A 14503-nucleotide genomic window follows, 5' to 3' on the forward strand; every position below is an offset into this window, starting at 1 on the left:
GAATGACAGCGATGTGTTCGCCATTACAAACACGCTCCAGCATCGCTGTTGCGTTGTAATCTCTCTGGCGGTTTGCGGCCCTTCCTTACAGACAGCAATCGGTCAGAATCAGTCATTCGCACACGTATATTCCAGACCCAATGATTGCGGCTGCATGGACCACAAACGGATTGTGTGGGCGCGTTATGCAGGTCCGCCCCCCACGACTAATCCACGATGAACAACTTCGCCCCGGTGGTGGTGAATGACCGATGTCCCTCAGCATTGTTACCCACCTGATAACTCATGCCCGGTGTCAGCGTGAACTGACGACCATCTTCCAGTTCTGTATGCAACTGACCCTCCAGGCACAACAGGATGTGCCCCCTCCAACACCAATGATCGGCCAAATATCCAGGGCTGTACTCGACCATCCGCACACGCGTTGAACCGAACTGGCAGGTACGCCAATAGGCTGTGCCTGTCTGGCCGGCATGCGTCACCGGCTCTATCGTTAACCAATCGGTGGTACCGAAGGGGATTGCAGTAAGATCCATGGTTACCTCATCGAAATACAATAAATGCAGACCGTATCAATCTGGCGATGGTGCCGATAGACACAGACGGCCCGTATTTATGGGATACAGGCGCTGCACAAACCCGAAGGCTAGTTGCCCCGCCCTCCTCCAAACGACCACTCATCGCCGGCCGTAGTGGAAATCACCACCATGACATCCTCCCCGTTCAGTCCCGTCGCCCGCCCCAACTTCTCGACCAGATCGCGGTAAAAACGCTGTTTGGTCTCAACACTTCGAGGACGGCCTGCGGTAATCGCGATTAGCACAAAGTCATGGCTACGCGGCCCACCCAAGTAGTGGGGATCAAATATCAGCTCGCCGATCTCATGTTGGTGAATGGCCTGGAAGCGATCAGTCTTCGGTACTTCGAAGCTCTCGACCAAGGCGTCGTGTAACCCCTCAGACAATGCCTGTAAATACTCGACCGACTTCCCGCGGTGCAATGAAATTCGTGCAAACGGCATCAACGGTTACTCCTGACGTATTGGAAGGCAAGCCTGTAGCTCACTGAGCAAACTCAGCGCCGAGGCGGCTGTCGGCCAACCTGAATAAAACGCCAGATGGGTTATGACTTCGGCCAGTTCGTCAACACACAAGCCGTTATCCAATGCACGTTTCAAATGAAATGGCAGTTGCTCCAGACGGTACATCGCCACCAGCGCGGCCACCGTCGCCAGACTGCGTTCACGGGGCTTCAATTGCGTACGCGTCCAAATGTCGCCAAACAATACGTTGTCGGTCAGCTCGGTAAACTTCTGCGGGTAGCTGTTCTGATGCTCCCGCCCCGTGATCATCGAAGCACTCATGATGTTTTTCCCCTGATGTCCCAATTGACGGGGGAAAACTATCAAGTCGCGACAATTCCGAATATCAGATTTAATAGCGCCAATCATCCCGAATTAGTGGACCATTGAATGCGCCGCCCAACGTTCGATCTTGACGTATTGCGCACCTTCGTCACCGGCGTGGAGTTCAACAGTTTTGCCAAAGCGGCGGATCGTCTCGGTCGGTCGACGTCTGCCGTAAGCGCTCAATTGAAAAAACTCGAGGAGCAGGTCGGCACGCCGGTACTGACTAAATCCGGTCGCGGACTGGTCTTGACCCCCACGGGAGAAACACTACTCAGCCATGCCCGCCGGTTGCTGGAACTGAACGACAGCATTTTCCAGACCCTGCATGAAAGCCAAACCGCCGGGACCGTACGCCTCGGGCTTCAAGAGGACTTTGGGGAACATTTCCTGAGCGATATCCTGCGACGCTTCGTCCAGACTTACCCGAGTGTGAATCTCGAAGTCAGGATTGCCCGTAACGCCGAACTGCTTGCTCTGCTCGAAAGCGCCGATCTGGACCTGGCCCTGACCTGGGACACCGGGCACCTGTCGCCCTACGCCACACGTTTGGGCGAAACACAAATGCACTGGATCGGGGCCCGCGATGTGCCATTGCTGGCGGCCCTTGATGACTCATCGTTGCCATTGATCATGTTCGACGCACCTTGCGTATTGCGCAGCGCCGCCACCCAGGCGCTGGATGCCGCGCAAATACCTTGGCGGATCGCCCTGACCAGCCCCAGCGTCGGCGGTATCTGGGCGGCCGTCGCCGCCGGATTGGGCCTGACGCTGCGAACCCGCATCGGGCTGCCGAGCCATCTCACCGTTGTTTCTGGCTTACCCCCCGTGCCAAGCCTTGGCTATGTGCTTCACAGCAATGGCGACGACCCAACACCAGCTACCCAACAATTGGCCGCACTAATCAAAACGAGCCTGCAGGAACAAGCGTATCGTTTCACAATTACGAAATAATCGAAGGCCCCCAAGGGTTCAATTCGAATGACGGCTTTGGGTCGATTTCTGCCTGTCGCCACCGGCAGCAGTAGGCAGCTCTCTCCTGACCATGGTTACTAAGTGTGCTGGCCTAATCTGATGCAATCGGTGGTCAGATCGAATGCAAACGTCTGGTCAAGTGCAATGCAAACGACTGGTCAGTACCGATGCAATCAGGTGGTCAAGTGGAGTGCAGTTTCGCAATTAACCACTCAATCAGCGTTTATAGCTCTCACACTCATTGCGCACATCCGCATTGTCAATACTTGCGCAACTACCACTACCTGTTTTGGCTTCGCACAATAAGCGCTGGTCATGGTTGTCGATACTGTTACACCCGCCATGGCCCGTCTCAGCATTGCAGGTACGGCGAAGGTCGGCGTTGTCGATGGTCTCGCAGTTACCACCGCCTTTCTTGGCTTCGCAGTATCTGCGCTGGTCAGCGTTATCGATGGTGTTACAGGTGCCGCCGCTGGTTTCTGCTTCGCAGGTACGGCGAAGGTCGGCGTTGTCGATAGTGGCGCAGCTACCGCCGTTAGTCCTTGCTTCGCAGAGTCGGCGCTGATCACTGTCATTGATGGTGGAACAACTGGCGTAGGCGTAACCGCTAAGCATCAACAACACCGCAATAATGGCTCTCATCTCGTTCTTCCATGATTTGTCAGGAAACAGCCTGACGCTGATTGCTCCGGGATTATTGGGTGCCGGGCGTCAGTCCAGCAGTGCTACCTTATTCAGCAATTCGTGAAGCCCTTCAGGAACCAACGGCGCGTCCTCAGTAAAACTTGCCCACGGAAGCCACTTCGCGACGAAGGCCGCGCCATCGCTTTCTTGAGCATTCAAGTGCGACAACTCATAGACACCGGCATCCACGAACTTCGCATCGTAGACCTGCACGATTTCGTGCCCTGGCGTGCCGTTATACGTAAAGAGGCTTTCAAGCGTGCCAAGCAAGCGAACATCGGTGATGGGCAAACCGAGTTCTTCCTGTACTTCACGCACAATGGCTTGGGTACTGGTTTCGCCGAATTCGATACCGCCACCGATCGGACGGAAGAATGGCTTTTCAGTGAGGGGGTCGCGAGCTTCGTTGACCAATATCTTGCCATCGTGATGGAAGATGCAGAGTGCTAGAGCGCGGATGCGTTGCGTGGTCATGATGTGAAGTCCATTTACTTTGATAAATCCCTGTAGCCGCTGCCTCAATTCGACATTGGTGTTGGCTGCGGACGCAGCCTTTGGCACCGGCTACAGGCTGGCGTCCGTAGCTGAAATCAAAAGTTCGCCGGAGTGTTCGCGCTGATGATTTCCGCTTCATCCTGGCCAATATTGCGAAACTTGTGCGGCAACGTCGTCGGAAAGTAATACCCATCCCCGGCATTAAGCACACTGATCTGCCCATCAACCGTCAACTCAACCGTTCCCCGCGTCACCAACCCACACTCCTCGCCTTCCGAGTGCACAATCGGCTCTTCCCCCGAACTCGCCCCAGGCGCGTACTGCTCGCGCAGCAAGCGCATCTGCCGACTTGGCACCGAAGCGCCAATCAACAGCAACCGCAACCCATGACGCCCGAGATCCGGCTGTTCATTGGCGCGGAATACATATTGATGCTCACGCGGTGGTTGGTCGAAGGTGAAGAAGTCCGCCAGAGACATGGGGATGCCTTCGAGCAGTTTTTTCAGGGAGCTGACGGAGGGACTGACGCGATTCTGTTCGATCAGGGAGATGGTGGCATTGGTGACGCCGCTACGCCGGGCCAGCTCGCGCTGGGAGAGTTTGTAGCTTTCGCGTACTAGTTTGAGTCGTGAGCCCGTGTCCATGACAGCCTTATGCGAGGAAAACTTAAGGGTTATGGGGGTGGATGGCGGGCGACTTTTGGCCGCGAAAGTACCGCTTCCCTGTCCCAGGATTGTGAAAGGCGGGTATTAAATCACGTTTGGGGGTGTTGCTCAGCAGGTTCGATGAATGGCTGGAAAAAAGGCTGTAGACCCGATGCCAGTCTGTTCGGATGCAGAACCTGTGGGAGCGAGCTTGCTCGCGATGAGGGCAGCACATTCAACATTGATGTCGGCTGACAGTCAGTCATCGCGAGCAAGCTCGCTCCTACATGGATTGCATTTCACTCGATGACATTCGCTGGCGGCCAATTGGATGGCCGCCGATTGCGTTGGGCTTAGATGCCGAACCGATCGCGCAGCGCGTAGTACGCGGCGCCCATGGCGGTGAGTGGGGCCTGGAAGGTGCGGCCACCGATCATGGGCATGTGCGGCAAGGAGGCGAAAGCATCGAAGCGTTCAGCGTCGCCGCGGATCATTTCCGAGATCAGTTTGCCAGCCAGGTGCGAGCAGGTGACGCCGTGGCCGCTGTAGCCTTGCATGTAGTAGGCATTTTTTTCGATGCGACCGAATTGCGGCATGCGCGACATGGTCAGCAGGAAGTTGCCGGTCCAGCGGTAGTCGATCTTCACGTCCTTGAGTTGCGGGAAGGTCTTGAGGATTTTCGGTTTGATCAACTGCTCGATGTCGTCCGGTTCACGGGCGCCATAGACCACACCGCCGCCGTACAACAGGCGGTTGTCGGCGGTGAGGCGGTAGTAGTCGAGCAGGTAATTGCAGTCTTCAACGCAGTAGTTGTTTTTGATCAGGCCGCGCGCCACCTTCTCCGACAACGGTTCAGTGACGACGATTTGCGAACCGCACGGCATGCTCTTGCTGGTCACGCGGTTGTCGAGACCCTGTGGCAAGTAGGCGTTACCGGCGATCAGCAGGTACTTGGCCTTCACCACGCCTTTGGCCGTGCGCACGGTGATCGGTTCGCCGTAGGTGATTTCCACCGCCGCCGATTGCTCGTAGATTTTGCCGCCCAGGCCGATGATGGCCGAGGCTTCGCCGAGGGCCAGGTTCAGCGGGTGGATGTGGCCGCCCTGCATGTCGAGCAGGCCGCCAACGTAGTTGTCGCAACCGACTTCGCGCTTGATGTCCGCCGCGTCGAGCATTTTCAGGTTTTTGTTGCCGTAGCGTTCCCAGCTGCTTTTCTGCTCGGCCAGGCCTTTGAGTTGCTTTTTGTTCAGCGCGGCGAAGATGCCGCCCGGCTTGTAGTCGCACTGGATGTCGTAGTGTTGTATGCGCTGACGGATGATATCGGCGCCTTCGAAGATCATGCTGCCGAGGACTTCAGCGGTCTTGTCGCCGTAGCGTTCTTCAATGACGTCGACGTCGCGGCTGTAGGAGTTGACCAGTTGACCGCCGTTGCGTCCGCTGGCGCCGAAACCGACTTTGGCGGCTTCGAGCACGGTGACGCTGTAGCCCGCTTCGGCAAGGAACAGCGCCGAGGACAAACCGGTGTAGCCGGCACCGATGATGCAGACGTCGCAATCCACCGCGTGTTCCAGCACCGGAAAGTCGCCGGTGAAGTTGCGGGTGGCGGCGTAGTAGCTGTTTACATGCTTTTGTTCAACAGAGCTGTGTTTCATAGGTTTCTCCGATGGCCGCTAACACTCGCCGGCGACCGCCGTTGTAGAAGTATTAGAGCTTGATCCAGGTCGCTTTGAGTTCGGTGTATTTGTCGAACGCATGCAGCGATTTGTCCCGACCATTACCCGACTGCTTGTACCCGCCGAACGGCGCGGTCATGTCGCCGCCGTCGTACTGGTTGACCCAGACGCTGCCGGCGCGCAAGCCGCGGGCGAAGGTGTGGGCCTTGCTCAGATTGCTGGTCCACACGCCGGCGGCCAGCCCGAAGATGCTGTCGTTGGCGATGGCCAAGGCTTCTTCAGCGGTGTCGAAGGTGATCAGCGAGAGCACCGGGCCGAAGATTTCTTCCCGGGCGATGGTCATGGCGTTGGTCACACCGTCGAAAATCGCCGGTTCCACGTACAGGCCGCCAGTGGCTTCGAGGGTGCGGCTGCCGCCCGCGATCAGTTGCGCGCCCTGGTCCTTGCCGACCTGGATGTAGCGCAGCACGTTGTCCAGTTGACGCTGATCGACGACCGCGCCGACGGTGGTTTGCGGGTCCAAGGCGTGCCCTGGCTTCCAGGCCTGCAGCGCTTCCACCAGTAGAGGAATGAACTGCTCGCGAATCGAACGCTCGACCAGCAAGCGCGAACCGGCGGTGCAGACTTCGCCTTGGTTGAAGGCAATCCCGCTCGCCGCTGCCTGTGCTGCCGCGCGCAAATCCGGCGCGTCGGCGAACACCACGTTCGGGCTCTTCCCCCCTGCTTCGAGCCAGACGCGTTTCATGTTGCTTTGGCCGGCGTAGATCAGCAGCTGCTTGGCAATCGCGGTCGAACCGGTGAAGGCCAGCACGTCGACGTCCATGTGCAACGCCAGCGCCTTGCCGACGGTGTGACCGTAGCCCGGCAGCACGTTGAACACGCCTTTCGGGATGCCCGCTTCCAGCGCCAACTGAGCGACGCGGATCGCGGTGAGCGGCGACTTTTCCGAAGGCTTCAAGATGAACGAGTTACCCGCCGCGAGGGCCGGGGCGAACTTCCAGCTGGCCATGATCAACGGGAAGTTCCACGGCACGATGGCGGCGACCACACCGGCAGGTTCGCGGGTGATGAGGCCGAGTTGATCGTGGGGCGTGGCGGCGACTTCGTCGTAGATCTTGTCGATGGCTTCGGCGGTCCAGCGGATCGCGTTGGCGGTCGCCGGGATGTCGATGTTCATCGAATCGTTGATTGGCTTGCCCATGTCGAGGGTTTCGAGCAGGGCGAGTTCTTCCCGGTTGGCCAGGATCAGGTCGGCGAAGCGGATCAGGATGCGCTTGCGTTCAGCCGGGGCGAGGTTGGCCCAGATACCGGAATCGAAGGTGCGGCGTGCGACAGCCACGGCCTCGTTCGCGTCGGCTTCGTCGGTGCTGGCGACGTTGGCCAGGAAGCGGCCATCGACCGGGCTGATGCATTCGAAGGTGTCACCGCTGAGTGCTGTGCGGTACTGGCCGTCAATGAAGGCGCGGCTTTCGATGGTTAGGGACTGGAAGCGTTGTTCCCAGTCGCTGCGAGTGTTTGTCATTGTTGTGACTCGACGCAGGAAATTGAGTGATCGTGGGGGGGATGCCCGCCCAATCAAAAAAATTGAAACGCGGTCCCTGTGGGAGCTGGCTTGCCAGCTCCCACAGGGTTGGCGGCGTACACAAATCTTGTGTACGCCGCCAATTCCGTCAGACAGTGTGCAGGTACCAGTTGTACTCAAGGTCCGAGATGGAGTTCTCGAACTCGGCCAGCTCGCTTTCCTTGCACGCCACGAACACGTCGATGTACAGCGGGTCGATGTATTTGGCCATGACTTCGCTGTCGTCCAATTCGCGCAGGGCATCGCGCAGGTTGTTCGGCAGGCTTTGCTCGTTCTGCTCGTAGCTGTTGCCTTCCACCGGAGCGCCCGGTTCGATCTGGTTGGTCAGGCCGTGGTGGATACCGGCCAGCACCGAGGCCATCAGCAAGTACGGGTTGGCATCGGCACCGGCTACGCGATGTTCGATGCGCACCGAGTCCGCTGAACCGGTCGGCACACGGACTGCAACAGTACGGTTGTCGATGCCCCAGCTCGGCGAATTCGGCACGTAGAACTGCGCGCCGAAACGACGGTAGGAGTTGACGTTCGGGCAGAGGAACGCCATCTGCGCCGGCAGGGTCTCGAGCACACCGCCGATCGCGTGTCGCAGCGCGGCGTTCTGCTCGGGATCCTCGCTGGCAAAGATGTTGTTGCCTTCTTTGTCGAGAATCGAAATGTGCACGTGCAAACCGTTGCCCGCCTGGCCCGGATATGGCTTGGCCATAAACGTGGTGTCCATCTCGTGGTCGTAGGCGATGTTCTTCACCAGACGCTTGAGCAACACCGCGTAGTCGCAGGCCTTGATCGGGTCGTTGACGTGATGCAGGTTCACTTCGAATTGCGCCGGGGCGCTTTCCTTGACGATGGCGTCGGCAGGAATGCCCTGCTCTTTCGCGCCTTCGAGGATGTCTTGCAGGCAATCAACGTATTCGTCGAGGTCGTCGATCAGGTACACCTGGGTCGACACCGGACGCTTGCCCGAGACCGGCGAACGCGGCGACTGCGGACGACCGTTCACGTTGTCCTGGTCGATCAGGTAAAACTCCAGTTCGAACGCGGCGCAGATGGTCAGGCCCAGTTCGTCAAACTTGCGCACAACGTTGGCCAGCACTTCACGCGGGTCAGCGAAAAACGCCTCGCCTTCGAGTTCGTGCATGGTCATCAGCAACTGCGCGGTGGGGCGCTTCTGCCACGGCTCGATGCTCAGGGTGCCAGGGATGGGGAAGCAGATCCGGTCAGAGTCGCCGATGTCCAGACCCAGGCCGGTGCTTTCCACCGTGGAGCCGTTGATGTCCAGGGCAAACAGAGACGCCGGCAGGTTGATGCCTTTTTCGTAAACCTTATGAAGACTGGTGCGCTCGATGCGCTTGCCGCGCACCACACCGTTCATATCCGCAATCAGAAGGTCGACGTACAAAACCTCAGGATATTTCTTAAGGAATGCGTTTGCTTCGTTGAGTTGAACGGCACGCAGAGGGACCGACATGATGCACCTATTAGCTGTTAATTATTATGTTCACTACCTTGTTGCGAGCCCAGTCAACCCGAACGGCAAAGTGAAGTCAATAGCGAACACTCAGCCTCTCGTCCTTTATTTTCAGGCCTTTTATAGGCACTAGAGTGCCAGATCAGCCTTGAGCGCCCTGTAAATCCTGAAGATCGGACGTTCGGCGTTTAGAATTTTTTACATGAGAGTTGTTAATTAAAATCAACAAGGCTAAGCTCCGGAAAAGCTCGTTCAAGTGTGAAACTTCGAGGTGATAAAAATGGCATTCAAGCCATTGATCGGCGTTACAGCGTGCGTCAAACAGATTGGCTTGCACCCCTACCACGTCAGCGGCGACAAGTACTTGCGTGCTGTCAGCGTCGCGGCCCTGGGGCTGCCCGTCATTATTCCTTCCTTGGCTGAACTGACCGACATCGAGGATGTGCTCGCGCATCTCGACGGCCTGTTGCTGACCGGCTCGCCGTCGAATGTGGAGCCCTTCCACTATCAAGGCCCGGCCAGCGCTCCCGGCACGGATCACGATCCGGCGCGGGACGCCACGACCCTTCCTTTATTGCGTGCGGCCATTGCGGCGGGCGTACCGGTGCTCGGCATCTGCCGCGGCTTCCAGGAAATGAACGTGGCGTTCGGCGGCAGCCTGCACCAGAAGGTGCATGAACTGCCGGGCATGCTCGATCACCGGGAAGCGGACAGCCCCGAGCTGGCGGTGCAATACGCCCCGGCGCACGCGGTAACGGTGCAACCCGGTGGCGTGTTTGAAGCGCTGGAGCTGCCGACCGAGTTCATGGTCAATTCGATTCACAGCCAGGGCATCGACCGCCTCGCGCCAGGCCTGCGCGCCGAAGCGATTGCGCCGGACGGTCTGATCGAAGCGATTTCGGTGAACCACAGCCCGACCTTCGCCGTCGGCGTGCAATGGCACCCGGAATGGCAGGTGCTGTCGAACCCGCCCTACTTGAGTATTTTCCAGGCGTTCGGCGATGCATGCCGGCGACGGGCCGCGCTGCGTAAAACCCGCTGACCTGAAACCCGAAAAACCAATTTACTGCCCCCGCGAGTCAGGCGGGCGTGCCTTTGCGCGTCCGTCCCTCACGACAACAACACACTGTAATAACAACAAGTACGACCCAGGCAGCCAGGACGGCGGCGCCGAATAAGCCCGGGTCGGGCGATACCAGTGAAGCAAACGCAATACCCCCTGTGGGAGCTAGCCTGCTAGCGATGAGGGCGGCCCAGTCACATTGATGTCGACTGACACACCGCCATCGCTAGCGGGCTAGCTCCCACAGGTGACCACTGCTGGATTCACTGGTATCGCCCGCTCCGGGCTAGCAATCCACTCTTAAGTCAGGCCGCGTTGGCCCGACGACTGAAACCTGTTGGGAGTTTCACATGGCAAACGCCTCCAGCATTTACAGGAAGGCTCTTGAAGGTCACCAGGCACCAAAAAAGGTGCTGGTGAAAGTCGACCGCGTCACCAAGAAATTCGACGAAACCACCGCAGTGGACGATGTTTCGCTTGAGATTCATCAAGGCGAAATCTTCGCCCTGCTCGGCGGTTCCGGTTCCGGCAAATCGACGCTTCTGCGCATGCTCGCCGGCTTCGAGCGCCCGACCGAAGGGCGGATTCTGCTCGATGGCGTGGACATCACCGACATGCCGCCGTACGAACGGCCGATCAACATGATGTTCCAGTCGTACGCCTTGTTCCCGCACATGACCGTGGCGCAAAACATTGCCTTCGGCCTCAAGCAGGACCGTTTGCCCACCAGCGAAATCGACGCCCGCGTGGAAGAGATGCTGCGCCTGGTGCACATGACTCAATACGCCAAACGCAAACCCCATCAGTTGTCCGGCGGTCAGCGTCAGCGCGTGGCGTTGGCCCGTTCCCTGGCCAAGCGTCCGAAGTTGTTGTTGCTCGACGAACCGATGGGCGCACTGGATAAAAAACTGCGCTCGCAGATGCAGCTTGAGCTGGTGGAAATCATCGAGCGCGTTGGCGTGACCTGCGTGATGGTGACTCACGATCAGGAAGAGGCCATGACCATGGCCCAGCGCATTGCGATCATGCACTTGGGCTGGATCGCCCAGATCGGCAGCCCGGTGGACATTTACGAAGCCCCGGTCAGCCGCATGGTCTGCGAATTCATCGGCAACGTGAACGCCTTCGAAGGCACCGTTGTGGAAGACCTTGAAGGTCACGCGATCATTCACAGCAAGGATCTGCAGCAGAAGATTTACGTCGGTCACGGTGTCAGCACTTCGGTGGAGGACAAGTCGATCACTTACGCGATTCGCCCGGAAAAACTGCTGGTCAGCACCACCCAACCCGAGTCCCGTTACAACTGGTCCGAGGGCAAGGTGCATGACATCGCCTACCTCGGAGGTCACTCGGTGTTCTACGTTGAATTGCCTGGCGGCAAAGTCGTGCAGTCGTTCATGGCCAACGCCGAACGCCGTGGCGCGCGTCCGACCTGGGACGACAAGGTCTACGTGTGGTGGGAAGACGACAGCGGCGTGGTACTGCGCTCATGAAAACACTCAATCAGCAGTTCATGCGGCTGATGCCGAGTGGTCGAAAGCTCGTCATCGGGATTCCGTTCCTGTGGCTGTGCCTGTTTTTCCTGTTGCCGTTCTTCCTGGTGATGAAGATCAGCTTCTCGGAAGCGGCGCTGGCCATTCCCCCCTACTCCGAGATCTACACCTTCGCCGAACAGAAACTCCAGGTGTTCCTCAATGTCGGCAACTACCTGCTGCTGACCGAGGATGAGTTGTACATCTCGGCTTACTTCGGTTCGTTGAAGGTCGCGTTTTTCAGCACGCTGATGTGTCTGGTGCTCGGCTTCCCGATGGCCTACGCGATCACCAAGGCGAGCAAGGAAGCGCAGAACGTCTTGCTGCTGTTGATCATGATGCCGACCTGGACGGCGATCCTGATCCGCGTTTACGCGTGGATGGGCATCCTGAGCAACAACGGTTTGCTCAACGCATTTTTGATGTGGACCGGGCTGACCGATCACCCGATCGAGATCCTCAACACCAACATCGCCGTGTACATCGGGGTGGTTTACGCCTACCTGCCGTTCATGGTGTTGCCGCTGTACGCCAACCTGGTCAAGCACGATCAGAGCTTGCTGGAAGCGGGTTCGGATCTGGGTTCGAGCAACTTCAACAACTTCTGGAAAATCACCGTGCCACTGGCCAAGAACGGGATCATCGCCGGCTGCATGCTGGTGTTCATTCCGGTGGTCGGTGAGTTCGTGATTCCGGAACTGTTGGGCGGCCCGGAAACCCTGATGATCGGCCGTGTGCTGTGGCAAGAGTTCTTCAATAACCGCGACTGGCCGGTGGCGTCCGCCCTGGCGGTGGTGATGCTGTTGATCCTGATTGTGCCGATTCTGCTGTTCAACCGCAGCCAGGCCAAAGAGATGGAGGCACGGGGATGAAACGTTTCGGTTTTTCAAAGTTCATGCTGGTGTTCGGCCTGTCGTTTATCTACCTGCCGATGCTGATTCTGGTGATCTACTCGTTCAACGCCTCGAAACTGGTGACGGTATGGGGTGGCTGGTCGTTCAAGTGGTACGCCGGCCTGCTCGACAACACCCAACTGATGGGCTCGGTGGTGCGTTCGCTGGAAATCGCCTGCTACACCGCGATTGCCGCTGTGGCGTTGGGAACACTGGCGGCATTTGTGCTGACACGCGTCACGCGCTTCAAGGGTCGCACGCTGTTTGGTGGCCTGGTCACTGCGCCGCTGGTGATGCCGGAAGTGATCACCGGTCTGTCGCTGTTGCTGCTGTTCGTGGCCATGGCGCAGTTGATCGGTTGGCCAATGGAGCGTGGCATTGTCACCATCTGGATCGCCCACACCACGTTTTGTGCCGCTTATGTGGCGGTGGTAGTCTCCGCCCGCCTTCGCGAGCTGGACCTGTCCATCGAAGAAGCGGCCATGGACCTCGGGGCGAAACCGTTCAAGGTGTTTTTCCTGATTACCATCCCGATGATCGCGCCGTCACTGGCGGCCGGCGGCATGATGTCGTTTGCCCTGTCGCTCGACGATTTGGTGTTGGCGAGCTTCGTGTCCGGCCCGGGTTCCACGACCCTGCCGATGGAAGTGTTTTCGGCGGTGCGTCTGGGGGTGAAACCCGAGATCAACGCCGTGGCCAGCTTGATTCTGCTCGCCGTTTCGATCGTGACCTTTATGGTCTGGTACTTCAGCCGTCGCGCCGAAGCCTCCCGCAAACGGGCGATCCAGGAAGCGATGGACCAGACCGCCAGCGAATCCTGGCAACAACCGAAAAAGCAAATGGTAGAAGCGACGGCCTAGTGCCGTCGCGTTTCACAGCTTTGCGTACTGAATAAAAAGAATGGAGTTGTACCGATGAAAATGTTTGGCAGGACTCTGCTGACACTGTCCTTATTGGGCGCGATCGCCACAGTTGCCCAGGCCAATGACAAGGTACTGCGCGTCTACAACTGGTCGGATTACATCGCCCCGGACACCGTCAAGAAGTTCGAAGACGAGACCGGCATCCGCGTGACCTACGATGTGTTCGACAGCAATGAAACCCTTGAAGCACGCCTGCTCGCGGGCAAATCCGGCTACGACATTGTCGTGCCGTCCAACAGCTTCCTGGCCAAGCAGATCAAGGCGGGCGTCTATCAGGAACTGGACAAATCGAAGCTGTCGAACTGGAAAAACCTCAACCCGGTGTTGCTGAAAAACGCTTCGGCCAGCGACCCCGGTAACAGTCACGCCTTCCCGTACATGTGGGGCTCGATCGGCATTGGTTTCAACCCGGCCAAGGTCAAAGAAGTGCTGGGTGCCAATGCGCCGACCCACTCGTGGGATCTGCTGTTCAAACCGGAAAACGCCGAGAAGCTGAAAGCCTGTGGCATCAGTTTCCTCGATTCGCCGACCGAGATGCTGCCCGCCGCCCTGCACTACCTGGGCTACCCGGTGAACTCGCAGGACAAGGCGCAGATCGCCGAAGCAGAAGCGCTGTTCATGAAGATCCGGCCATCGGTGGCGTACTTCCATTCGTCGAAGTACATCTCCGACCTGGCCAACGGCAACATTTGCGTGGCGGTCGGTTACTCCGGTGATGTGCTGCAAGCCAAGGCTCGCGCGCAGGAAGCGGGCGACAAGGTGAAGATCGATTACAGCATTCCGAAAGAAGGCGCCGGCAGTTTTTACGACATGGTCGCGATCCCCCGGGATGCGGCGAACGTCGAAAACGCCTACCTGTTCATGAACTTCCTGATGCGTGCGGACATCATCGCCGAGATCACCAACAACATCGGCTACAGCAACGCCAACGCGGCGGCGACGCCGTTGGTGGATGAAGCAATTCGCAATGATCCGGGGTCGTATCCGCCTTTGGCCGTGATGGCGACGTTGTATGCGATTCCGGACATGCCGATTGGGGTTCAGCGGGTGATGACGCGCGGCTGGACGCGGGTGAAGCTCGGGAAGTAATTCCCTCGATATATTCGTGGTATTTGAAATGGCCATCGCGGGCAAGCCCGCTCCCACAGTGGTCGGTGGTGGAATACCGA

General features: G+C 58.3%; 15 protein-coding genes. 6 read left to right on the top strand and 9 right to left on the bottom strand.

The genetic code is table 11. The features are described 5' to 3' along the window. Positions 1–206: 206 nt before the first annotated feature. The 3 genes from F8N43_RS08265 to F8N43_RS08275 form a co-directional block, all read right to left on the bottom strand. Complete coding sequence (locus tag F8N43_RS08265; RefSeq protein WP_150633840.1) at positions 207–536, bottom strand: DHCW motif cupin fold protein; 330 nt, start codon at positions 534–536, stop codon at positions 207–209. Between the two features lie 110 nt (positions 537–646). Further along, positions 647–1021 (bottom strand): tautomerase family protein, encoded by a 375-nt coding sequence (locus F8N43_RS08270; protein WP_150633841.1) that lies wholly within the window; start codon positions 1019–1021, stop codon positions 647–649. 6 nt (positions 1022–1027) lie between these two features. Continuing rightward, positions 1028–1363, bottom strand: a complete 336-nt coding sequence (locus F8N43_RS08275; protein WP_150639470.1) for a carboxymuconolactone decarboxylase family protein — start codon at positions 1361–1363, stop codon at positions 1028–1030. 108 nt (positions 1364–1471) lie between these two features. On the opposite strand from F8N43_RS08275, the gene F8N43_RS08280 reads away from it, so the two are divergent. Beyond that, positions 1472–2359 carry a LysR substrate-binding domain-containing protein gene (locus F8N43_RS08280; RefSeq protein WP_150639471.1) on the top strand — a complete coding sequence of 296 codons (888 nt, stop codon included), beginning with the start codon at positions 1472–1474 and terminating at the stop codon, positions 2357–2359. A 237-nt stretch (positions 2360–2596) separates the two neighbouring features. Here F8N43_RS08280 and F8N43_RS08285 read toward each other — a convergent pair whose 3' ends face one another. The 6 genes from F8N43_RS08285 to F8N43_RS08315 all read right to left on the bottom strand — a co-directional run bounded on the left by F8N43_RS08285 (position 2597) and on the right by F8N43_RS08315 (position 8923). Then, the gene (locus tag F8N43_RS08285; RefSeq protein ID WP_150653565.1) at positions 2597–3022 is read right to left on the bottom strand and encodes a hypothetical protein; all 426 of its coding nucleotides are present in this window, start codon (positions 3020–3022) and stop codon (positions 2597–2599) included. Between the two features lie 69 nt (positions 3023–3091). Continuing rightward, positions 3092–3538: an NUDIX hydrolase gene (locus F8N43_RS08290; RefSeq protein WP_150633848.1), complete on the bottom strand. Its 447-nt coding sequence runs from the start codon at positions 3536–3538 to the stop codon at positions 3092–3094. A 116-nt stretch (positions 3539–3654) separates the two neighbouring features. Beyond that, positions 3655–4203 carry a cupin domain-containing protein gene (locus tag F8N43_RS08295; RefSeq protein ID WP_007946335.1) on the bottom strand — a complete coding sequence of 183 codons (549 nt, stop codon included), beginning with the start codon at positions 4201–4203 and terminating at the stop codon, positions 3655–3657. Between the two features lie 353 nt (positions 4204–4556). Continuing rightward, positions 4557–5855 carry an NAD(P)/FAD-dependent oxidoreductase gene (locus tag F8N43_RS08305; RefSeq protein WP_150639473.1) on the bottom strand — a complete coding sequence of 433 codons (1299 nt, stop codon included), beginning with the start codon at positions 5853–5855 and terminating at the stop codon, positions 4557–4559. A gap of 52 nt (positions 5856–5907) precedes the next feature. Continuing rightward, on the bottom strand, positions 5908–7398 hold the full coding sequence (locus tag F8N43_RS08310; RefSeq protein WP_150633850.1) for an aldehyde dehydrogenase: 1491 nt from the start codon (positions 7396–7398) through the stop codon (positions 5908–5910). 148 nt (positions 7399–7546) lie between these two features. Then, a complete protein-coding gene (locus F8N43_RS08315; RefSeq protein ID WP_150633851.1) occupies positions 7547–8923 on the bottom strand; it encodes a glutamine synthetase family protein in 1377 nt (458 codons plus the stop codon). Positions 8924–9203: 280 nt separating this feature from the next. Here F8N43_RS08315 and F8N43_RS08320 point away from each other — a divergent pair, with 280 nt between their 5' ends. The 5 genes from F8N43_RS08320 to F8N43_RS08340 all read left to right on the top strand — a co-directional run bounded on the left by F8N43_RS08320 (position 9204) and on the right by F8N43_RS08340 (position 14423). Next, positions 9204–9965 (top strand): gamma-glutamyl-gamma-aminobutyrate hydrolase family protein, encoded by a 762-nt coding sequence (locus tag F8N43_RS08320; protein ID WP_150653566.1) that lies wholly within the window; start codon positions 9204–9206, stop codon positions 9963–9965. Between the two features lie 371 nt (positions 9966–10336). Continuing rightward, positions 10337–11479 carry a polyamine ABC transporter ATP-binding protein gene (gene potA, locus F8N43_RS08325; RefSeq protein ID WP_150639475.1) on the top strand — a complete coding sequence of 381 codons (1143 nt, stop codon included), beginning with the start codon at positions 10337–10339 and terminating at the stop codon, positions 11477–11479. Between the two features lie 29 nt (positions 11480–11508). Next, positions 11509–12390, top strand: a complete 882-nt coding sequence (locus F8N43_RS08330; RefSeq protein WP_191630120.1) for an ABC transporter permease subunit — start codon at positions 11509–11511, stop codon at positions 12388–12390. Continuing rightward, a complete protein-coding gene (locus tag F8N43_RS08335; protein ID WP_150633855.1) occupies positions 12387–13271 on the top strand; it encodes an ABC transporter permease subunit in 885 nt (294 codons plus the stop codon). Before F8N43_RS08330 ends, F8N43_RS08335 begins: the two co-directional genes overlap by 4 nt. A 54-nt stretch (positions 13272–13325) precedes the next feature. Beyond that, positions 13326–14423: a polyamine ABC transporter substrate-binding protein gene (locus F8N43_RS08340; RefSeq protein ID WP_150639477.1), complete on the top strand. Its 1098-nt coding sequence runs from the start codon at positions 13326–13328 to the stop codon at positions 14421–14423. The last annotated feature ends 80 nt before the right edge of the window (positions 14424–14503 follow it).

This window comes from Pseudomonas fluorescens, assembly GCF_902498065.1.
GTDB classification, from domain to species: domain Bacteria; phylum Pseudomonadota; class Gammaproteobacteria; order Pseudomonadales; family Pseudomonadaceae; genus Aquipseudomonas; species Aquipseudomonas fluorescens_BJ.

What these genes read in the sequence shown, in the direction of transcription:
- F8N43_RS08265 (WP_150633840.1), bottom strand. Translation starts at nt 536, where the DNA reads ATGGATCTTACTGCAATCCCCTTCGGTACCACCGATTGGTTAACGATA.
- F8N43_RS08270 (WP_150633841.1), bottom strand. Translation starts at nt 1,021, where the DNA reads ATGCCGTTTGCACGAATTTCATTGCACCGCGGGAAGTCGGTCGAGTAT.
- F8N43_RS08275 (WP_150639470.1), bottom strand. Translation starts at nt 1,363, where the DNA reads ATGAGTGCTTCGATGATCACGGGGCGGGAGCATCAGAACAGCTACCCG.
- F8N43_RS08280 (WP_150639471.1), top strand. Translation starts at nt 1,472, where the DNA reads ATGCGCCGCCCAACGTTCGATCTTGACGTATTGCGCACCTTCGTCACC.
- F8N43_RS08285 (WP_150653565.1), bottom strand. Translation starts at nt 3,022, where the DNA reads ATGAGAGCCATTATTGCGGTGTTGTTGATGCTTAGCGGTTACGCCTAC.
- F8N43_RS08290 (WP_150633848.1), bottom strand. Translation starts at nt 3,538, where the DNA reads ATGACCACGCAACGCATCCGCGCTCTAGCACTCTGCATCTTCCATCAC.
- F8N43_RS08295 (WP_007946335.1), bottom strand. Translation starts at nt 4,203, where the DNA reads ATGGACACGGGCTCACGACTCAAACTAGTACGCGAAAGCTACAAACTC.
- F8N43_RS08305 (WP_150639473.1), bottom strand. Translation starts at nt 5,855, where the DNA reads ATGAAACACAGCTCTGTTGAACAAAAGCATGTAAACAGCTACTACGCC.
- F8N43_RS08310 (WP_150633850.1), bottom strand. Translation starts at nt 7,398, where the DNA reads ATGACAAACACTCGCAGCGACTGGGAACAACGCTTCCAGTCCCTAACC.
- F8N43_RS08315 (WP_150633851.1), bottom strand. Translation starts at nt 8,923, where the DNA reads ATGTCGGTCCCTCTGCGTGCCGTTCAACTCAACGAAGCAAACGCATTC.
- F8N43_RS08320 (WP_150653566.1), top strand. Translation starts at nt 9,204, where the DNA reads ATGGCATTCAAGCCATTGATCGGCGTTACAGCGTGCGTCAAACAGATT.
- potA (WP_150639475.1), top strand. Translation starts at nt 10,337, where the DNA reads ATGGCAAACGCCTCCAGCATTTACAGGAAGGCTCTTGAAGGTCACCAG.
- F8N43_RS08330 (WP_191630120.1), top strand. Translation starts at nt 11,509, where the DNA reads ATGCCGAGTGGTCGAAAGCTCGTCATCGGGATTCCGTTCCTGTGGCTG.
- F8N43_RS08335 (WP_150633855.1), top strand. Translation starts at nt 12,387, where the DNA reads ATGAAACGTTTCGGTTTTTCAAAGTTCATGCTGGTGTTCGGCCTGTCG.
- F8N43_RS08340 (WP_150639477.1), top strand. Translation starts at nt 13,326, where the DNA reads ATGAAAATGTTTGGCAGGACTCTGCTGACACTGTCCTTATTGGGCGCG.